We start from the raw sequence: 18,619 nt of genomic DNA, 5'->3' as shown, positions 1-18,619 counted from the left end.
GGTGGGGCAGCGGTGAATACCTGTTCAGTATTTTTTCCGAGCGCCGGCGACGGATCCCGGGGTTTCCGGTGAATGCGCGGCGTGATACCCTTCGGGGGGACTTCAGTTGGGAAGCCGGGAGGCAAACCCCTCTGGGATTCCAGTTTCTCCGACGGTGCCACCCTGCGGCCCGGCCCCCTCACCCTGGCCCTCTCCCCCCGGGGGGGAGAGGGGATCGCCGGTGGTGCCGAGGGGAGGCACCGGGTCCCCATTCCCCCGGCGGAGGGGGAAGCGGCCCCGCGGCCGGACGGCCAAGCGGGCCGCGAGAAGGTTTTCCGCTTCCCAGCTTCCTAGCTTTCTAGCGCACTTCCGAGACGGATCCATGGAATCTCCGCGGTTTTACATTCAGACCTTCGGCTGTCAGATGAACGACCACGACTCGGCCGTGCTCGCCCGCATGCTCGAGGAGGCGGGATACCTGGAGGTGGCTCACCCCGGCGAGGCCGACGTGATCCTGCTGAACACCTGCGCGATCCGGGAGAAGGCGGAGCAGAAGCTGTACTCCCAACTGGGGCGGTTCCGGCCCCTCAAGGAGCGCCGGCGCGGGGTCGTGATCGCCGTGGGGGGCTGCGTGGCCCAGGAGGCGGGCCGGCGGGTGTTCCAGCGGGCCCCGTACGTGGACCTGGTGTTCGGCACCCACGTGCTCCACGAGGTGCCCGGCCTGGTGGAGACGGTTCGCCGCACCGGCCGACGCCTCGTGGTGACGCCGGACGAAGCCGACCCGGACCGGATCGAGGCCTTCTACGCCCACCACCGGCCCCGGACGGTGACGGCCTACGTCACCGTGATGCAGGGCTGCGACAACTACTGCGCGTACTGCATCGTGCCCTACGTCCGGGGCCGGGAGCGCTCGCGGCCGGTGCGCGAGGTGGTGGCCGAGGTAGAGCGGCTGGCCCGGGCCGGGGTGGTGGAGGTCACGCTCCTCGGGCAAAATGTGAACTCTTATGGTATAAGCCCTAAACAGGAAACGGATTTCGCAGGCCTCATCCGTCGGGTGGCGGAGGTCGAGGGCATCCGGCGGATCCGGTTCACCACGAGCCACCCCAAGGACCTCTCGTACGAGCTCATCCGGTGCTTTGCCGAGGTGCCCCAGCTCATGCCCCACATCCACCTTCCGCTACAATCGGGATCCGATCGCATCTTGGAAGCCATGCGCCGACGGTACACCGCGGCCCGGTATCTGGACCTCGTGGAACGGCTCCGGCAGGCGCGGCCCGGCATCGCGATCACCTCCGACATGATCGTCGGGTTCCCGGGCGAGACCGAGGAGGACTTCGAGGCCACCCTCGCCGTGATGGACCGGGTCCGGTTCGACGGGCTGTTCAGCTTCAAGTTCTCGCCCCGGCCGGGCACCCTCGCCGCCCGGCTTCCCGACCCCGTTCCCGAGCCGGTGAAGGAGGAGCGGTTGGCCCGGCTCCAGCGCCTCCAGCAGGCCCACACCCTGGAGCGAAACCAGGCTCTGGTGGGGCGTGTGCGGCCGGTGCTCGTGGAGGGGCCGAGCAAGGCCGGGGGCGGGCAGGTCGCCGGCCGCACGCCTGAGAACAAGATCGTGAACTTCGACGGGGACGTGGGGTGGACGGGGACCGAAGTGGCGGTGCGGATCACCGCCGCGGCGGTGAACTCCCTGCGGGGCGAGGTGGTCCGGGACGAGGGGGCCCGGCCTGCGGCGGCCCTCGGAGGGTAGCCCCGTTTCCCGTGGGCAACCGGTGACCGCAGACCGACGGACGAAGTCCCAGGAGGTGCGGTGTGTACGTGAAGATGAAGATCGCGGCCGTGGCCCTCGATCCGAGGTCCAAGGGCCCGGTGGTGGTGCTCCGGGATACGGAGGGCCGCTACACCCTGCCCATCTGGATCGGCGTGCTCGAGGCCGCCTCGATCGCGTACGCCCTGGAGGGGGTGAAGCCGCCCCGTCCCATGACCCACGACCTTCTGAAAATGATCCTGGAGGAGCTCGGGGCCTCGGTGGGCCGGATCGACATCGACGCCCTCGAGGACAACGTGTTCCACGCCAAGATCCACCTGGAGCTTCCGGGCGGCGGGAAACGCCTCATCGACAGCCGCCCCTCGGACGCCATGGCCATCGCGCTGCGCACCGGGGCCGAGATCTTCGCCGAGGAGGGGGTGCTCAAGCGTGCCGCCGCGGTGGAGGTGAAGGAGGGGGAGTCCTCGGGGCGCGAGGCCGAGGAGGACCCGTGGAAGGAGTTCCTGGAAAATCTCGATCCCGAGGCCTTCGGGAAGTACAAGATGTGAGGCCGGAGGCGCCATGACGACCCACGCGTCCCCCTGGCTCCCGCGGGAGCGGTTCGGCAACGCGCTGGCCCTTTCGGCCCCGGGCACCGGCCCCGAGCCGCCGGCCCGGCTTCGGGAGCTCTTGGAGCGGATTCCTCCCGAGGTGGTGGAGCGGTTCACGGGATGCGGCTCGCCCATCCCCGAGGCCATCGAGGGCCGCCGGGTGCTCGACCTGGGGTGCGGCACCGGCCGCGACGTGTTCCTGTGCGCCGCCCTGGCCGGCCCCTCCGGGTTTGTGATGGGGCTCGACCGGGACCGGGAGAACCTGGAGGTGGCCCGGCGCAGCGTCGAGGCGGCCATGCGGGCCTTCGGGCATCCCGAGCCCAACGTGGCGTTCCGGTGGGGGAACATCGAGAACCTGGAGGAGGCGGGGCTCGAGGACGAGGGGTTCGACGTGGTGATCTCGAACCGGGCCCTGAACCTGGCCCCGCAACTCAAGGTGCTCCGGGAGGTGTTCCGGGTGCTCCGGCCCGGGGGGGAGTTCTATTTCGCCGATGTGTACACGAACCGCCGGTTGCCGGCGGAGGTGGCGGCCGACCAGGAGCTCGTGCGGGAGCACCTGGGCGGCGCCGCGTACGTGAACGATTTCCTGCGCCTGGCCCGAAGGGCCGGGTTCGTGGACCCGCGGATCGTGGGGCGCTACCGCCTGCACCTGGCCGACCCCCACCTGGAGGCCCGGATGGGGGGGGTGGAGTTCTGGGCCTACACGTTCCGGCTGTTCAAGGTGGCCGATCTGGAGGACGGCGAAGAGGACTACGGGCAGGCGGCCCGGTACCGGGGTTCCATCCCGGGATGCGCCCACCATTTCGTGCTGGACGCCGGCCACCGGTTCGAAACCGGTCGGGCCGCGCCCGTGGGGGGGAACACGGCCCGGATCCTGACGCAGTCCCGGTTCTCCCGCCACTTCGAGGTGATCGGCGACTTCTCCCGCCACTACGGGCCGTTTCACCCGCGGCCGTGAGGGGCCGGGGGGCGCGAGTGCGACGTGGCGTCCTCGGCACCCGACTCGGCCGGGCGGACCCCAGGGCCAAGCTGGCCGCCTGCCTGGGCCTCGTGATCGCGGCCTGGGGGGCCGGCCCCGCGGGGTTCCTCGCCGCCCTGGCCACGGTGGGGGCGGGCTGGCGGGCCGCCGGCCTCGGGCTCCGACCCCTCGCCCGGGCGCTCCGGCCGGCCTCTGCATTGTTCGGGTTCTCCCTGCTCCTCCACGGGGTTACGACGCCGGGCGTCCCCTTGCCGGGCACGCAGGGGTGGCCCGTGACCGTGACCCTTCCGGGCCTCGCGGCCGGGGCCGGGCTGTGCGTCCGGCTGGCCCTGGGACTCGCCGCGGCGCGGCTTTTGCCCGCGTTTACCCCACCTCCCGATCTGGCCCGGGCCTTGGTGTGGGTCCTTCGGCCTCTGCAGCGGCTGACGGGGGAGGGGGCCGATCCGGGGCTTGCCCTGCTCGTGGCCCTGCGGGCCGGTCCCCTGGTGGCCGACGAGGCCGGCCGCCTGGCCCGGGCGGTGGCGGCCCGGAGCCCGGTCCCCCGGGGCCGGGTGCGGTGGTTCCTCCTGCGCCGGGGGGCAGAGGCCCTGACCCGGCGGCTCGTGCGCCGGGCCGAGGGGATGGCCCGGGCCATGGCCTGCCGGTCCTGGTCCGGGGCTGCCCCCCGGGTGCGAGGCGGCGGGGCGTGGGACGCCGCGCTCTGGGGGATCGGGTTCGGGTTTTTGGCCCTGGGGATCATGGGGTGACCGCGGTGCGAAACCTTGTCCTGGTCTTGGAGTACGACGGCACCGGGTACGGCGGCTGGCAGGTCCAGCCCAACGCCCCCTCGATTCAGGGGGAGGTGGAGGCGGGTCTGTCCACGTTGCTCAAGCACCCGGTGCGGGTGACCGCCTCGGGTCGCACCGACGCCGGGGTCCACGCCCTGGGCCAGGTGGCCCACTTCGAAACCCCGTCCCGGATCCCCCTGCGGGGGGTGTTCCACGGCTTGAACAGCCTCCTGCCCCCCGCGATCGCCGTGCGGGCCGTGTGGGAGATGCCCCCCGGGTTCGATGCCCGCCGGAGCGCCCGGGAGAAGACCTACCGCTACCGGCTTCACGTGGGTCCGGCCCCCTCGGCCTTCGCCAGGCCCTACAGCTGGAGGGTCACGGCCCCGCTCGACCTCAGGGGCATGGCCGAGGCCGCGGCCCGGCTCGAGGGCACCCACGATTTCGCGGCGTTTCGGGCGGCGGGCTGCGCCGCCCGGACCACGGTCCGGACGCTCCGGCGGGTGGCGCTCGTGCCCAGGGGGGAGTTCCTGGACATCGAGGTGGTGGGAAACGGGTTCCTGCGCCATATGGTGCGGATCCTTGCGGGCACGTTGGTGGATGTGGGCCGGGGCCGGATGACCCCGGCCGACGTGGAGGCCGCCCTCCGGCAGCCGGACCGGGACCGGGCCGGGCCCACGGCGCCGGCCCGGGGGCTCACCCTGGTGGAGGTTCGGTACGACGTGGAACCGATCGAGGTGGTGCCGTGAGCCGGGGGCCGGAGGTCCTCGCGTGGGTGGGCCGGGTGCGCCGCCGGACCTGGTGGATCGCCGGGGCCCGGACCGCGGCCGCGTTCGGGGCCGGAGCCGGTTTGGTGGTGGCGGCGTCGGCCCTGGTGCTTCCCCTGGCCCCGGAAGGGGCGGTGGCGGTGGGCCTTGCCGGGGTGTTCGCGGCCGCGGCCGCGGTGACCGGGCTGGGTGCGGCCCGCCTCGCCTGGCTCCTCCTGCCCCCTGCCTCGAGCCCCGTGGCCGCCGCGGAACTCCTGGCCGCCCTATACCCCGAGCGCCGAACCGACCTGGAGGCCGCCGCGGACCTCGCCCGGTGGGACCCGGAGGAGGCGGCACGACGGGGGGCGAGCGCCGAGCTCGTGGCCGCCCAGGTGGAGGCCGGGGCGGCGGCCGTGGAGGGGGTGGATCCGGGGGCGGTGGTGCCCTGGCGGTGGGCCGCCCGACCGGTGGCCTGGGCCGCGCTCGGTCTCGCCGCGGCCGGGGTGCTCCTGGGGATGGGCCCGCCCAGCGCGCGCCAGGCCTGGGCCCGGCTGGTCACGGGCGGCGAACCCGAACCCGTGGCCGTCGGGAACCTTACGGTCGAGGTGTTCCCCCCGGGGTACACCGGACTCGCCGCCCGGACGATCGAGGGCTCGGACGGCACGGTGGAGGCCCTCAGGGGGGCGCGGGTGGTGCTTTCGGGTCAGCTTTCCCGGCCCGTGGAGGCGGGCACCTGGGAGGGGCCGGGGGCCGAGGTGGCCCTCGAGATGGCGGCCGGGGGATTCCGGGTGGCCTGGGTGGTGGACCGGTCGGGGACCTACCGGCTGCGGTTCCGGGAGGGGCGGCGGGAGGTTCCGACCGATTTCGGGACCCGCCGGATCACGGTGCGCGACGACCGACCCCCTTCGGTGGAACTCCTCGAGCCGGAGGGCGACCTCGAGATCTTCCGGGACGAGGAGATCCGGGTGCGGTTTCGGGCCTCTGACGACTTCCGGGTGGAGGGGGCCGAGGTCGTGCTCCAGGGCGAGACGGAGGTCCGGGTGCCTGTGGCCCTGGAGCCCGGACCCGCTGTGGCGGGGGAGGCCCGGATCCTGCCCCTGGCGCTCCCGGACCTCGGGCCCGGTGCCCACCTGCGGGTGGAGGCCCGGGACGGCGACACCGTGTCGGGGCCGAAGGCCGGCGCCAGCCGCTCGGTGTACGTGGCGTTCCTGGACGCCCGCTCGATCCGGGCGGCCATCGAGAACCTGGAGGAGCGGCTCCTGGACGGGATCCTGGAGATCCTGGCCGACCTGCTGGAAGGGGCCGGTGACGACGCGGTGCGACCCAAGGCCCGGGATCTTCTGACCCTCCTCGGCGAGCTCGGGGAGCGGATGCGCCAGGGCGCGCAGACCGGGTCTCCGGCCGCGGTGGCGGCCCTGGGGATCGAGGCGGGACTCCGGGAGGTTCTGGAGCCCCTCGCGGGCGGGTCTCCGGCCGGCCCGGGGAGCGTCGAGGAGTTGGAACGGGACGCCCTGTTCCTCGACCGGCTGCTACGGGACCTGCGCCTGGAGGAGGCCCTCGGGTTGGGGGACGAGTTGGCCGCCCTCCAGCGGAGCCTGTTCGACGAGCTCCAGCGGGGCGACGTCGATCCCCGGGAACTCGCCAAACGGGTCGAGCAGATCCAAGACCTTCTGGCCCGCATGACCGAGCAGCTCGCCCGGAGCGCCCGGGAGATGCCCGACGCCTTCGCCAACGCCGACGCGGTGCGGGACATGCCCCGGAGCGAGCTCCAGGAGCAGCTCGAGGCCCTTCGGGACGCCCTGGCCCGGGGCGACACGGAGCGGGCCCGGGAGCTCGCGGCCCAGGTGCTCGAGACCCTGAGCCGCTGGCTCGCCGCCCTGGAAGAATCGGCCCGGGGGGCGGCCCAGGCCGAGATGGACCCCCTGATGGCGGAGCTGGGGGAGGCCGAGGAGGAGCTCGAAGCCCTGGCGGCGGAGCAGGAGCGGCTCCTGGGGGAGACCCGGGACGTGGGCCGGGAGGTCTCGGCCCGGGCGTGGGAGGAGTTCGAAAAGGAACGGGACGCGTTCCTGGCCCGCCAGGAGGAGCGGATCCGCCGGGTCCGGGAGGCGGCGCGGGAGATGGCCCGTTCGGCGCCCCGGGGGGGATTTCACGGCGGCACCCCCCCGGAGGGGAACCCCCTCGAGCTCTTCGAGCGGGAGCGGGCCGTCTCGGGGGCGGCCGAGGAGCTCCGGCGGGCCCTGGCCGAGGACTGGGCGGCCGGCCGGGCCGCCCTGGAATCGCTGGAGGACGCGGTGGAGGGGCTTCGACAGGCCGTGGAAGCCCGGCTCTCCGGGGAGGACCCGGCCCGGCCGCGGGTCGGCCGGCTCGCCGAGACCGCCCGGGAGAACCTGGAGGCGATCCGGGCCGATCTGGAGGGGCTCTCGGCCGAGCGCCTTCGGGCGGTGGAGCCCGGGGAGCGGGAGCGTCTGGCCGAGATGGCCGGCCGCCAGGAAGCGCTTCGGGAGCGGGCGTCCGAGCTGGCCGGGCGGCTCGAGGACCTCGGGCGCCAGACGCCGCTCCTCGATCCCGGGGCGGCCGAGGGGGTTCGGGCCGCCGGCGAGAAGATGGGCCGGGCCGGGGGCCGGCTCCGGGAGGGAGACCCCTTCGGGGCGGTGCCGCCCCAGGTGGGGGCCCTGGAGGACCTGGCGGGGGCGGCCCAACGGCTCCGGAAGGCCCGGAACCGTATGATGCAGGCCATGGAAGGCCCCGGGTTCTCGCTCCTCCGGCGGCCCGGGGGCCGGGGGGGCGGCCGGGACATCGACCGAAGCCCCGTGGAGATCCCGCGGGAGAGCCAGGCCGAGGAACTCCGGGCGTTCCGGGAGGAGGTGCTGCGGGCCATGCGGGAGGGCCGGCCCCCGCCCGGTTACGAGCGCGAGGTGGAGGGATACTACGAGCGGCTGATCCGGTGAGGATGCCGGGCGCGGAGGCGGTATGGTGAAACGAGCGAAAGGGGTAAGGACGAGCGTCCTCGGCGTCGTGCTGGGCGCCCTGTTGGCCGCCCTCGGGGCGTCCGGGGTCCGGGCGGCCGAGGTGTACGGGGTCTCGGCCGGGGAGCTCGGGCTCTACCTGGGGAACAACCTGCTGGCCTCCTGGCGGGTGGCCGAGGCGCGGGACCTCGTGGACCGCCTGGCCGCGGAGCGGCCCGGCGATCCGCAGGTCCAGGCCCTGGAGGCCCGGGTGCTCTTTTTCGAGGGCCGGTACCGGGAGGCCCTGGAGCGGCTCGAGGCCCTGGGGGTGGAGGGCCCGTTCCGGGACCTCGTGGAGGCCACCTGGCGGAACACCCGGGACATGGAGGGGCGGGAGGCCGGCGGGTTTGCGGTGTTCTGGGCCGATCCCAAGGACGAGATCCTGGTCGAACCGGCCCTCGAGGGGCTCCAGGCGGCCCGGGAGGGGGTGGCCCAGTGGCTCGGGTTCGAGCCGGACCCCGACCGGCCCGTGCGGGTGGAGATCTACCCCACGGCGGCCGCCTTCACGGCCGTGTCCACCCTGACCCGCAAGGAGGTGGAGACCTCGGGCACGATCGGTCTTTGCAAATTCAACCGGATCATGATCACGAGCCCCCGGGCGACCCTGTGGGGTTACCGGTGGCGCGACACCCTGTGCCACGAGTACGTGCATCTCGCGGTGTACCGGTTGAGCGAGGGCCAGGCCCCCATCTGGGTGCACGAGGGCGTGGCCAAATTCCTCGAAGGGGTCTGGCGGGGCCGGGTCGGGGAGATCGAGCCCGCCGCCCGGGCGCTTCTGGCCCGGCGGATGAAGGAGGGCACGCTGATCTCGCTCGACGAGATGAGCCCCTCGGTGGCGAAGCTCCCCTCGGCCGAGGACACGGCCCTCGCGTTCGCCGAGGTGGGCACGATGATGGCGTTCCTGGTGGAGGAGCGGGGACCCCAGGCCCTTCGGCGCCTCGTGGAGGGGATCGGCCGGGGGCTCGGTGACCGGGAGGCCCTCGAGGCGGTCTGGGGCGGCACGTTCGCGTCTTTTGACGAGGCGTGGCGGGCCTGGGTGGAGGCCCAGGGGTTCCGGGACGAGCCCATGGAGGTGCTGGAACTCCACCTGGCCGACCGGGGCGGCGACGAGGAACCGGGGGACGCGCCGGTGCCCAAGGCCCGGGACTACCTCCGGTTGGGGGATCTTCTGCGGGGGAAGGGGCGGATGGAGGCGGCCGCCCTCGAGTACGAGAAGGCCTTTGCCGCGGCGCCCCGGTCGCCGGCCACCGCCTCGCGCCACGTGCTGGGGCTGCTGGCCCGGGGCCGGTTCGAGGAGGCCGTGCGGGTGGCCGAGGAGGCCCTGGCCCTCTACCCGGACCTGGCCGTGTTGTGGTATCGCAAGGCCCGGGCGCTCCGGGAGTTGGGCCGGGTCGAGGAAGCGCTCGCCGCCCTGGACGAGGTGTTGGAGATCAACCCGTTCCATCTGCCCAGCCGGCGGCTCCGGGTGGAGCTCTTTACGGAACTCGACCGCACCGAGGACGCCCGGGCCGAGGCCGAGGTAGTGGCGCTCCTGGCCGGCGCGCCCGAGGGCCACGGCCCCGGGGGGCATTGAAGGGAAACCACGGAGGACACGGAGGAACCACGGCCTCCCAGCTTCCCAGCTTCCTAGCTTTCTAGCTTCCGAGCTTTCCAGCTTTCCAGCGGGCCGGAGGCCCAAAAAGGAGCAGTCGTCGCCATGCACACCGAAGCCGCCCCCACGCCGGGGGCCGACATCGAGCTCGTGGCCGAGGCGGCCCGGGCCCGGGACGAGATCCGGTCCGAGATCGCCAAGGTCATCGTGGGGCAACGGGAGGTCGTGGACCTCCTCCTCGTGAGCCTCTTCAGCCAGGGGCATGGGCTTTTCATCGGGGTGCCGGGGCTCGCGAAGACCCTTCTCGTCCACACCCTGGCCGACTGCCTCGACCTCGAGTTCAAGCGGGTGCAGTTCACCCCCGACCTTATGCCGAGCGACATCACGGGCACCGAGGTTCTCGAGGAGGACCGCCACACCGGGCGCCGGGAGTTCCGGTTCCTGCCGGGGCCCGTGTTCACGAACATCCTCCTGGCCGACGAGATCAACCGGGCCTCGCCCAAGACCCAGGCGGCGCTCCTCCAGGCCATGCAGGAGGGCAAGGTCACGGTGGCGGGCCAGGACCACCCCCTTCCGCGGCCGTTCCTCGTGTACGCCACCCAGAACCCGGTGGAGCAGGAGGGGACCTACCCGCTGCCCGAGGCCCAGTTGGACCGGTTCCTCTTCTCCATCGAGGTCGCCTACCCCGACCTGGACGAGGAGCTCGAGGTGGTCCGGCGCACCACCGCGGGGCCGCCCCCGGCCGTCCGCAAGGTGCTCGATCCCGGGCGCATCGCCCGGCTCCAGGCGCTGGTGCCCCGGGTGCCCGTGCCCGACTCCACCCTGGCCTACGCCGTGCGGCTGGTGCGGGCGACCCGGCCCGGCCCCGAGGCCCCCAAGGCCGTGGCGGAGTACGTGGCCTGGGGCGCCGGACCCCGGGCGGCCCAGCACCTCATCCTGGGGGCGAAGGCCCGGGCCATGCTCGACGGCCGGTTCGCGGCCGGCCCGGACGACGTGATGGCCCTGGTACGGCCGGTCCTGAAGCACCGGATCGTCACCAACTTTCGGGCCGAGGCCCAGGGGGTCGGCGTGGACGAGATCCTCGACGAGGTGGTGAGGTCCGTCCCCCGTGCTTGACCGCGCCGACCTGTACGACCCGGGCCTTGTGGCGCGGCTGAGCCGGTGGGCGATTCCCGGGCCCCCGAGCGCCTACCCCCAACGGGGCCTCCACCGAAGCCCTCGCCGGGGGGCGAGCCTCGAGTTCTCGGAGCACACCGAGTACACGGCCGGGGACGACCTGCGCCACATGGACTGGCGGGTCTATGCCAAGACCGACCGGCTGTACGTGAAGCGCTACGAGGACGAGCGGCTCCAGCGGGCCGCCCTGGTCGTGGACGCGAGCGGTTCCATGGCCTTCGGGGGCTCGGGGGAGGTCCGGGGTAGCAAGTACCACCGGGCGGCCCGCTGGGCCGTGGCCGTGGCGGCCTGCCTCCTGCGGCAGGGTGACGCGGTGGGCCTTTACGTGGCCGGGGGCGCCGACGAGGGGCTGGCGCTCGCCCCCCGGGGCGGGCTGGGCCACCTGGGGGCCCTCATCGAGGCCCTGGCCCGGGTGGGGCCGGCGGGGCCGGCCCGGCTGGGGACGGCGGCCGAGATCCTGGCCGACCGGGTGGGGCGCTCGGCGGCCGTGTTCGTCTTCTCCGACCTCCTGGACCCGGAGGCCGAGGGCCTGGAGCCGTTTCGCGTGCTCCGGGCCCGGGGCATGGCCCCCCGGGTCTGCCATCTCCTCCACCCCGACGAGCTCGACCTCCCGTTCGAGGACACGACCCGGTTTCTTGACCTGGAAGGGCCGGCCGAGCTCGTGCTGGATCCCCTGGCCGTACGCCGGGCCTACCGGGAGGAGATCGAGGCCTACCGGTCGGCCGTGGCCGCCCGGGCCGAGGCCCAGGGAATCCCCTACGCCTTCGTCACCACCCACGAGGACCCGGTGCCGGCCCTGGGCCGGATCCTCGCCGCGGTTCGGAGGAACCGGTGGACTTCCTGAGGCCCTTCTTCCTGTGGGGCCTCCTGGCGGTCCTCGTGCCGCTGGTGCTCCACCTACTGGGCCGGCGGCGGGTGCGCACCGTGCCGGTGGGGGTGCTCCGGTTCCTGGAGCGGGCGAGGGCCCGGGCCGAGGCCCGGTGGCGGATCCGGCAGTGGCTTCTCCTTGCGGCCCGCATGGCGGCCCTGGCGGCCCTTACCCTCCTCTACGCCGGCCCGGGCTGCGTGTCCGAGGCCCTGCGGGAGGGCCCGGGGGTCTGGTTCCTGGTGGTGGACCGTTCTCCGAGCATGGGGGCGGCCCAGGGCGGGCGTTCCGCCATGGACCGGGCCCAAGAGGCCCTGGGCCGGGTGATCGCCCGGGCCGGCCCGGAGGACCGGTTCTGGATCGTCACGACCTCGGAGGCCGACGACCCCGCGGGGCCCCTGCCGGGGCGGGAGGCCCAGGCGGCAGTGAGGGCGATCCAGCCGGCCCCGGGGCGCCACGACCTGGGCCGGGCCCTGGCGGCGGCCCGGGGCCTCGCCGCCGGGTTTCCCGGGGCCCGCATCGCCGTCGTCTCGGACCTCCAGGCCACGGCCTGGCCCCGGGGCGCCGGGGCGGGGGGCGGGTCCGAGGGGGCGGCGCCCGTCTTCCTCCTGGATTGCGGGTGGCCGGCGCCCGCGAACGCCTGGCTCGGGGAGGTGCGCGAGGGGGCGGGGGCGGTGGAGGTCGAGGTCGGCCGGGTGGGAATGGAGGGCCGGGTCACCGTGCGCTGGGAGGCGCCGGGCCGGCCCGAACGGGTGGCGTTCCTCGACCCGGGCCAGCCGACCGCTCGGTACGCCCGGGAGGCCGAGGTGGCGGAGGCGGCCATCTCGGTGGAGCCGGGGGGAGACCTGGCCGTGGACGACCGGATCGTTCTGCCGCTCCGGTGGGCGGGGGCGCCCCGGGTGCTCCTGGTGAACGGAGACCCCCAGGGGTTTGAGATCCGCGACGAGCTTCTCTTCGTGCGAAAGGCCTTCGCTCCGGGGAGCGAGCTGGCTGAGCGGTTCCGGGTGCGCGAGGTGCGCCAGGCCGATCTCCGGCCCGAGGACCTGGAGGGAATCGACGTGGTGCTCGTCGCGAACCCGCGCCCGTTTTCGGCCGATGTGGCCCGGGCCGTCGAGGACGCCCTGGCCCGGGGGGCCGCCGTGGTGGTCTCGGCCGGCGATCACCTGATCCCCGAGGCCGATCTGGGGGCGATGCTGCCCGCCCCCCTTCGTGACCGGATCGAGGTCGCCCAGGCCGACCCCCTCCGCCCCCCGTACGAATCCCTGGACCCGGCCAGTTTCACCGGGTTCATGGCCGCGTTCCGAGATCCCGAGGCCGGCGACCTGGCTGAGACCCGGGTGAGGCGCTACTGGGTTTTGGACACCAGGTCGGCCGACGGGGTGCGGGTGTGGGCCCGGTTCTCCGACGGCGCGCCGGCGATCCTCGAGCGAGCCGTCGGGCGGGGCCGGGTGCTCTTCGTGGCCACCACCCTCGACCGGGACGGGGCCGACCTGTGCCTCCAGGCCGGGTTCGTACCCTGGCTCGAGCGGCTCCTGCTGCATGCGGCCGGCCGGCTTCGGCCGCGGGTGCCGGCGGTGGTGACGGCGGGGGAGCCCTTGGAGTTGCACTACGGGGAAACCGTCACGCTCGAGGGCCCCGACGGCGGCCGCACGGTGTGGGCCCCGGGCGATCCGCCCCCGGTCCCGCCCGCCGTGGGGCCCTACCGGGTGATCACCGAAGCGGGCGTGGAAGACCGGTTCTTCGCCCGGCTACCCCCGGAGGAATCGGACCTCCGGCGGCTCGCCCCCGAGGAGGCCGCCCGGCGCCTGGGGTCGGGGGCGCGGGCCGCCACGGCGGGGGAGGCCGTTGGGGCGGGGACGGCAGGAATCCCGGGCCGCACCGACGCCTCCGGGGGGGTGGCCGCGGCCCTGGTGGCGGCCCTCCTTGCGGAGGCCGCGCTCTCGGCCCGCTGGCGGAAAGGAGTCCGTCGCGATGGGTGAGGCGTCCAGGAACCTCGGGGGATGGACCCGACGGCAGGCCCTGGGACGGATCGGCGCGGCCCTGGGCGCCGCCTTTTTGCCCTTTTCTGCGCGGGGGTACGGGCTTCGGTCGTACTTCGTGTGGGCCCAGCTGCGCTACCCCGGGGCCTGGGATCCCAACCCCATGGCGGCCGGGCGGTTCCTGCGGGAGCTCGCCCGGCGCACCAGCGTCGAGCCGGCGGGCCGGCGGCGGGTCATCGATCCGGCGGACCCGGCTCTCTTTGAACTCCCGTTCCTCTACGTGGCCGGGCGGCTCGCCCCCCCGCGGCTGGGGCCGGCCGGGGAGGAGGCCCTGACCCGGTACCTGGAACACGGCGGGTTCGTCCTGTTCGACGACGCAACCGGGGTCCCGGACTCGGGGTTCGCCCGGGGCGTCGAGGAGCTCCTGGAGCGGGTCATGCCCGGCCGGAGGCTGCGGCCGCTTCCGGCCGACCACACAGTGTACCAGAGTTTTTACCTCCTTTCCGGGGCGCCGGGCCGGGTGCTGGTCAAACCATTCCTCTACGGAGTCGATCGCGAGGACTTGACCCCGGCGATCCTGGTGGTGAACGATCTGGGCGGGGCCTGGGACGCCGATCCGGTGGCCGGGTTCACCCACGCCTGCGTGCCCGGGGGGGAGCGGCAGAGGGAGCTCGCGTTTCGGCTGGGGGTGAACCTGGTGCTCTACGCCCTCACCGGGAACTACAAGAAGGACCAGGTCCACATCCCGTTTATCCTGCGGCGGAGGCAGCGGCCGTGAGCCCCGAGGCCACCTGGGTCTGGAACGGGGCCCAAGGGCCGTGGCTCGCGGCCCTGGGCCTCGTCGTGATGGCCGCGGTCGGGTCGTGGGCCACCGCGGCCGCCCGGATCCGGGGCTGGAGGCGGTGGGTGCTCCTCGCCGTGCGCCTGGCCGCCCTCGTCGCGGTCGGCGTGGCGGTGCTCCGGCCGGCCCGGGAGGTGCCGCTCACCCGGGTCAAGCCGGCCCCGTTGCCGGTGGTGGTGGACACGTCCCGGAGCATGGTCCTGGGGTCGGGGGCCGCCGCCGAGGGCGCCCGGGAGTGGTTGCGGCGTTGGGCCGGCAGGCTGGAGGCGCTCTCCCCGGCCTACCGGGTGGAGGTGCTGGGGCTCGGGGACCCGCCGGAGGCCTTGCCGCCCTCCGGGCCGACGTTCGGGGCCGACGCCTCGCCCATCGGCCGTACCCTGGAGGCCGTGGCGCGCACGCGCCGGGACGCGGCCGCCGTGATCCTCCTCTCCGACGGCCGGGACACCGAGCGGCCGGGCCGCCCGCCGGCCGCCCTCCCGTTTCCCGTCTATCCCGTGGTCCCCGAGGGCCGGGCCCCGGCCGATCTGTGGATCGACGGGGTGGAGGTGCCCCCCGTGGCCTTCATCCGCACCCCGGCCGAGGTCCGGGTGCGGCTCGCGGCCCAGGGGCTCGGGGCCGCCCCGGTCACGGTGACCCTGATCGAGGGGGGCCTCCCGGTGGCCGCCGCCCCGGCCGAGGTGGGGGAGGGGGAGGCCGAGGTGACGCTCTCCTTCACCCCCCGGCGCACGGGCCGCCGGGCCTACCGGGTGGAGGTCTCGACCGTGCCGGGCGAGGAGACCCCCGAGAACAACCGGGCCTACTTCCCGTTGAACGTGATCCGGGACAAGACCCGGGTGCTCCTGGTGGCCGGAACCCCCACCTGGGACGTGCGGTTCCTCCGGCGGCGGCTCCGGCAGGACCCCGGGGTGGACCTCATCACGTTCCTCATCCTTCGCACGCCCCGGGACCTCTCCCTGGTGCCCCAGGACGAGCTCAGCCTGATCCCGTTTCCCACCCAGGAGCTCTTCGGGAAGGAACTTCCGAGCTTCGACGCGGTGATCTTCGCGAATTTCGATTACGCCCCTTACGTGCCGCGCCAGTATCTCGAGAACCTGGTGCGCTACGTTCGGGAGGACGGGGGAGGGTTCGCGATGCTCGGGGGCGACCGGTCGTTCGGGCTCGGGGGCTACCGCAACAGCCCCCTGGCCGAGATCCTGCCCGTGGATCTCTCGGGGATGGTGCCCGGCCAGGCGTTTTTCCCGGGCCGGTTCCGTCCCCGGGTGACCCCGGCCGGCGAGGCCCATCCGATCCTGCGGTGGAGGCCCGATCCGGCCGAGAACCGCGCCCTGTGGGACGGGTTGCCGCCCCTGGAGGGGATGAACTGGGTTCTGCGGCCCCGGCCGGGCGCGGTGGTGCTGGCCGAGAACCCCGAGCGCCGAAACGAGTACGGGCCCCTGCCGCTCCTGGTGACCGCCGAGGCGGGCGCCGGCCGGGTCATGGCCGTGACCACCGACAGCCTGTGGCGCTGGACCCTGCCGGCCGTGGGGGCCGGCGGCGACGACGGCCCCTACCGGGAGTTCTGGGGCCGGGTGCTGCGCTGGCTCGTCCACGACCCGGAAACGGAGCTGGTGCGGCTGGCGGTGCCGGCCGGGACGGTGCGGGCCGGCACCCCCTTTACCCTCCGGGCCCGGGTGCTCGACCCCTCGTACCAGCCGGCCCGGGGGGCCGAGGTGACCGGCCGGCTGGTGGGCGAGGCCGGGCAGGAACAGGCCCTGGTTTGGCGCGAGACGGCCGCGGGGGAGTACCAGGCCGAAGCCGTGACCGTGCCCGGCGAGGGGGTGTGGGCGGCGGAGATCGAGGCCCGGTTGGGGGGCGTGTTCCTGGGCCGCGACCGGATCGGGCTTCCCGTGGAACCCCCGAGCCCGGAACCGCTGCGGCTCGGGATCGACCGGGCGTACCTGGAGGCCCTGGCCGAGTCCTCGGGCGGGCGCGTGGTGGAACCGGGCGACGCCGGGCTGTTTCGGGATCTGGAGGCCCGGGCCCGGGACCGGCTCGAGGTGGTGGGCCGGCGGGTGGACGAGGTGTGGCCCCGGTGGTGGCTCTGGGCGGTGACCGTGGGGCTCCTGGGGCTCGACTGGGGGCTTCGTCGGTGGTGGCGATGAACCGGGTCGGCTTCTGGCGTCTGCCCCGCCGGACCGGGTAGGATGCGGGCCCGGCGGGAGGGGGGCGAGGGACTGCCGTCCCTGGCCCCATCCTTCCGGGCCCGGAAACCGTGGAACGACGACCGACGCAAGGGAACCCCCATGAGCGACGAGCAGGAGGAGGTCTGGACCCGGCTGATCCGGGTCGCGGTGGAGGTGAAGACCCTGGCCCCCTGGCGCTGGATGGACGAGGCCCAGGTGTTCGGGGTCGTGGACCCCGACACGGGGGAGCACGGGTACGTGAGCGTCATGGGAACCCAGGGCGAGCACCTGGCCATGGCCGTGTACCGGGGACCCGTGGGACTTCTGGGGTTTTCCCGGATGCAAAACGGGGAGATCGAGGCCTCCCCGGAGCTGTTCTTCGAGATCCCCCAGCTCCAGATGTCGTTCGAGGACCGGAGCCTTCTCGAGCGCGCCGACCGCGATCTCCTGGTCGAGCGGGGCTTCCGGTTCCGGGGGAGGCAGGCCTGGCCCCTGTTCCGGGCCTACCGGCCCGGGTGGGAGCCGTGTCTGCCCACCGAGGCCGAGGCGCGGTTCCTGGCGGCGGCGGGGGAGCAGCTCCTCGACGTGGCCCGGCGGCTCCAGGACGACCCCTCGATCCTGTTCGGGCCGAGCCCCGACGCGCTTCTCCATCGGGTGGCCCGGCGCCGCAAGGGTGCCCTGGTGTGGTCCGACCGGTATATGCCGCCCCCGGAGTTCCCCGAGACCCGGATTCCCATCGCCATCGACGGCGCCCTCGTGGAGGCGGTGGAGAGGCTTCCCGTGGGGATCGGCTGCGCCGAGGTCGAGGCCGGGCTCGCGTTCACGCCCGTGGGGCCCCGAAGGGGGGAACGCTTTTTCCCGGTGCTTCTGGTCGTGGCGGACCAGCAGTCGGGGGCGGTGATCCACGTGGACACCTTCGAGCCCTTGGAGCCCTACGAGTATACCTACGGGGAGATCCCGGAGTCCCTGTTCGAAGGGTTCCTGCGCCTGGGCCGGCGGCCCCGGGCCGTACGGGTGCGGCCGGGGCTCACGGCCGGGGTGCTCCGGGCCGTGGCCCAGGGGATCCCGTGGCTCCGGGTGGAGGTGGTGGAGGCGGTGCCGGCCGCCCAGGCCGCCCGCGAGGGCATGATCGAGTTTCTCCAACAGCGGAGCGGGCGACGATGAGGCCCCAACTGGAAGAACGGAGGGAGCCGGTTCGCGGCGCGGTCGTGGGGCGGCCCCGGGGGGTGGTTTCGGCCATCGGATGGACGCCCCTGGTGTGCCTCGACCGGCTAGTGCCGAGTTCCCGGGTCCGGGTACTGGCGAAGCTGGAGGGCGCAAACCCGGGCGGGTCCGTGAAGGACCGGCCGGCCCGGTACATGATCGAAGCGGCCGAGCGGGCCGGGGACCTCCGCCCGGGCCGGGAGATCCTGGAGCCCACGTCGGGGAACACGGGTATCGCGCTGGCCATGATCGGGGCGGCCCGGGGCTACCGGGTGACCCTGGTCATGCCGGCCTGCGTGAGCCTGGAGCGGCGCCGGGTGCTCGAGGCCTTCGGGGCCCGGGTGATCCTGAGCCCGGGGCCCGAGGGCACCGACGGCGCGATCCGGCTGGCCCGGCGCATGGTGGCCGAGGATCCGGAGCGGTACTACATGCCCAACCAGTACGGGAACCCGGCCAACGCCCTGGCCCACTACGAGACCACCGGCCCCGAGATCTGGGAGCAGACGGGCGGCGAGATCGATGCCTTCGTGGCCGGCCTCGGCACCACGGGCACCCTGATGGGCACCGGCCGGTTTCTGAAGGAGCGCAGCCCGGCCGTGGCCGTGGTGGCCGTGGAACCCCCTCCGGGGCATGCCATCCAGGGCCTGAAGAGCATGCGGGAGGCCATCGTGCCGGATCTGTGGGATCCCCGGTTTCCCGACCGGATCCTCGAGGTGGGCGACGCCGAGGCCTTCGAGACCTGCCGGAGGCTGGCCCTGGAAGAGGGGCTGTTCGTCGGCATGTCGAGCGGGGCGGCCGTGGCCGGGGCCCTGCGGGTGGCCCGGGAGCTGGAGTCGGGCACCGTGGTGGCCGTGCTCCCGGACCGGGGCGACCGCTACCTCAGCACCAACCTGTTCCGGTCGGTCTGCGCCGACTGTCCGCCGTAGGGAAGCTCCGTAGGCCGCGCTCCGCGGCCTGCTTGCGACCGATTGACACGC

14 protein-coding genes are annotated in these 18,619 nt (G+C 74.1%); all 14 read left to right on the top strand.

All coding sequences use genetic code 11. The annotated features are described in order from the left end of the window. The first annotated feature begins 361 nt into the window (after nucleotides 1-361). The 14 genes from miaB to ACYQ8L_RS12685 all read left to right on the top strand — a co-directional run bounded on the left by miaB (nucleotide 362) and on the right by ACYQ8L_RS12685 (nucleotide 18,568). The gene (gene miaB / locus ACYQ8L_RS12750) at nucleotides 362-1,723 is read left to right on the top strand and encodes a tRNA (N6-isopentenyl adenosine(37)-C2)-methylthiotransferase MiaB (protein WP_459942185.1); all 1,362 of its coding nucleotides are present in this window, start codon (nucleotides 362-364) and stop codon (nucleotides 1,721-1,723) included. A gap of 62 nt (nucleotides 1,724-1,785) precedes the next feature. Next, entirely contained in the window at nucleotides 1,786-2,289 is a 504-nt protein-coding gene (locus tag ACYQ8L_RS12745) for a bifunctional nuclease family protein (RefSeq protein WP_459942184.1), read from the top strand. A 13-nt stretch (nucleotides 2,290-2,302) separates the two neighbouring features. After that, nucleotides 2,303-3,289: a methyltransferase domain-containing protein gene (locus ACYQ8L_RS12740; RefSeq protein ID WP_459942183.1), complete on the top strand. Its 987-nt coding sequence runs from the start codon at nucleotides 2,303-2,305 to the stop codon at nucleotides 3,287-3,289. 17 nt (nucleotides 3,290-3,306) lie between these two features. Continuing rightward, nucleotides 3,307-4,056 (top strand): energy-coupling factor transporter transmembrane component T family protein, encoded by a 750-nt coding sequence (locus ACYQ8L_RS12735; RefSeq protein WP_459942182.1) that lies wholly within the window; start codon nucleotides 3,307-3,309, stop codon nucleotides 4,054-4,056. Between the two features lie 5 nt (nucleotides 4,057-4,061). Next, nucleotides 4,062-4,823, top strand: a complete 762-nt coding sequence (gene truA / locus ACYQ8L_RS12730; RefSeq protein WP_459942201.1) for a tRNA pseudouridine(38-40) synthase TruA — start codon at nucleotides 4,062-4,064, stop codon at nucleotides 4,821-4,823. Beyond that, nucleotides 4,820-7,768 carry a DUF4175 family protein gene (locus tag ACYQ8L_RS12725; RefSeq protein ID WP_459942181.1) on the top strand — a complete coding sequence of 983 codons (2,949 nt, stop codon included), beginning with the start codon at nucleotides 4,820-4,822 and terminating at the stop codon, nucleotides 7,766-7,768. Before truA ends, ACYQ8L_RS12725 begins: the two co-directional genes overlap by 4 nt. 25 nt (nucleotides 7,769-7,793) lie before the next feature. Next, complete coding sequence (locus ACYQ8L_RS12720; RefSeq protein ID WP_459942180.1) at nucleotides 7,794-9,398, top strand: peptidase MA family metallohydrolase; 1,605 nt, start codon at nucleotides 7,794-7,796, stop codon at nucleotides 9,396-9,398. A 123-nt stretch (nucleotides 9,399-9,521) separates the two neighbouring features. Then, nucleotides 9,522-10,532, top strand: coding sequence for an AAA family ATPase (locus ACYQ8L_RS12715; protein WP_459942179.1), 1,011 nt, complete (start codon nucleotides 9,522-9,524; stop codon nucleotides 10,530-10,532). Next, nucleotides 10,525-11,436 carry a DUF58 domain-containing protein gene (locus ACYQ8L_RS12710; protein ID WP_459942178.1) on the top strand — a complete coding sequence of 304 codons (912 nt, stop codon included), beginning with the start codon at nucleotides 10,525-10,527 and terminating at the stop codon, nucleotides 11,434-11,436. Before ACYQ8L_RS12715 ends, ACYQ8L_RS12710 begins: the two co-directional genes overlap by 8 nt. Beyond that, entirely contained in the window at nucleotides 11,424-13,436 is a 2,013-nt protein-coding gene (locus ACYQ8L_RS12705) for a BatA domain-containing protein (RefSeq protein ID WP_459942177.1), read from the top strand. The genes ACYQ8L_RS12710 and ACYQ8L_RS12705 overlap by 13 nt, the downstream gene beginning before the upstream one ends. After that, nucleotides 13,429-14,214, top strand: coding sequence for a DUF4159 domain-containing protein (locus tag ACYQ8L_RS12700; RefSeq protein WP_459942176.1), 786 nt, complete (start codon nucleotides 13,429-13,431; stop codon nucleotides 14,212-14,214). Before ACYQ8L_RS12705 ends, ACYQ8L_RS12700 begins: the two co-directional genes overlap by 8 nt. Beyond that, nucleotides 14,211-16,418, top strand: coding sequence for a glutamine amidotransferase (locus tag ACYQ8L_RS12695; protein WP_459942175.1), 2,208 nt, complete (start codon nucleotides 14,211-14,213; stop codon nucleotides 16,416-16,418). Before ACYQ8L_RS12700 ends, ACYQ8L_RS12695 begins: the two co-directional genes overlap by 4 nt. Before the next feature lie 141 nt (nucleotides 16,419-16,559). Then, on the top strand, nucleotides 16,560-17,603 hold the full coding sequence (locus ACYQ8L_RS12690; RefSeq protein WP_459942174.1) for a DUF7309 domain-containing protein: 1,044 nt from the start codon (nucleotides 16,560-16,562) through the stop codon (nucleotides 17,601-17,603). Continuing rightward, the gene (locus ACYQ8L_RS12685; protein WP_459942173.1) at nucleotides 17,600-18,568 is read left to right on the top strand and encodes a PLP-dependent cysteine synthase family protein; all 969 of its coding nucleotides are present in this window, start codon (nucleotides 17,600-17,602) and stop codon (nucleotides 18,566-18,568) included. The genes ACYQ8L_RS12690 and ACYQ8L_RS12685 overlap by 4 nt, the downstream gene beginning before the upstream one ends. Nucleotides 18,569-18,619 lie beyond the last annotated feature (51 nt).

Source organism: Deferrisoma palaeochoriense (assembly GCF_054656955.1).
Note: the sequence above shows the minus strand (reverse complement) of the source record. Positions and strands in the feature narration are given on the sequence as shown.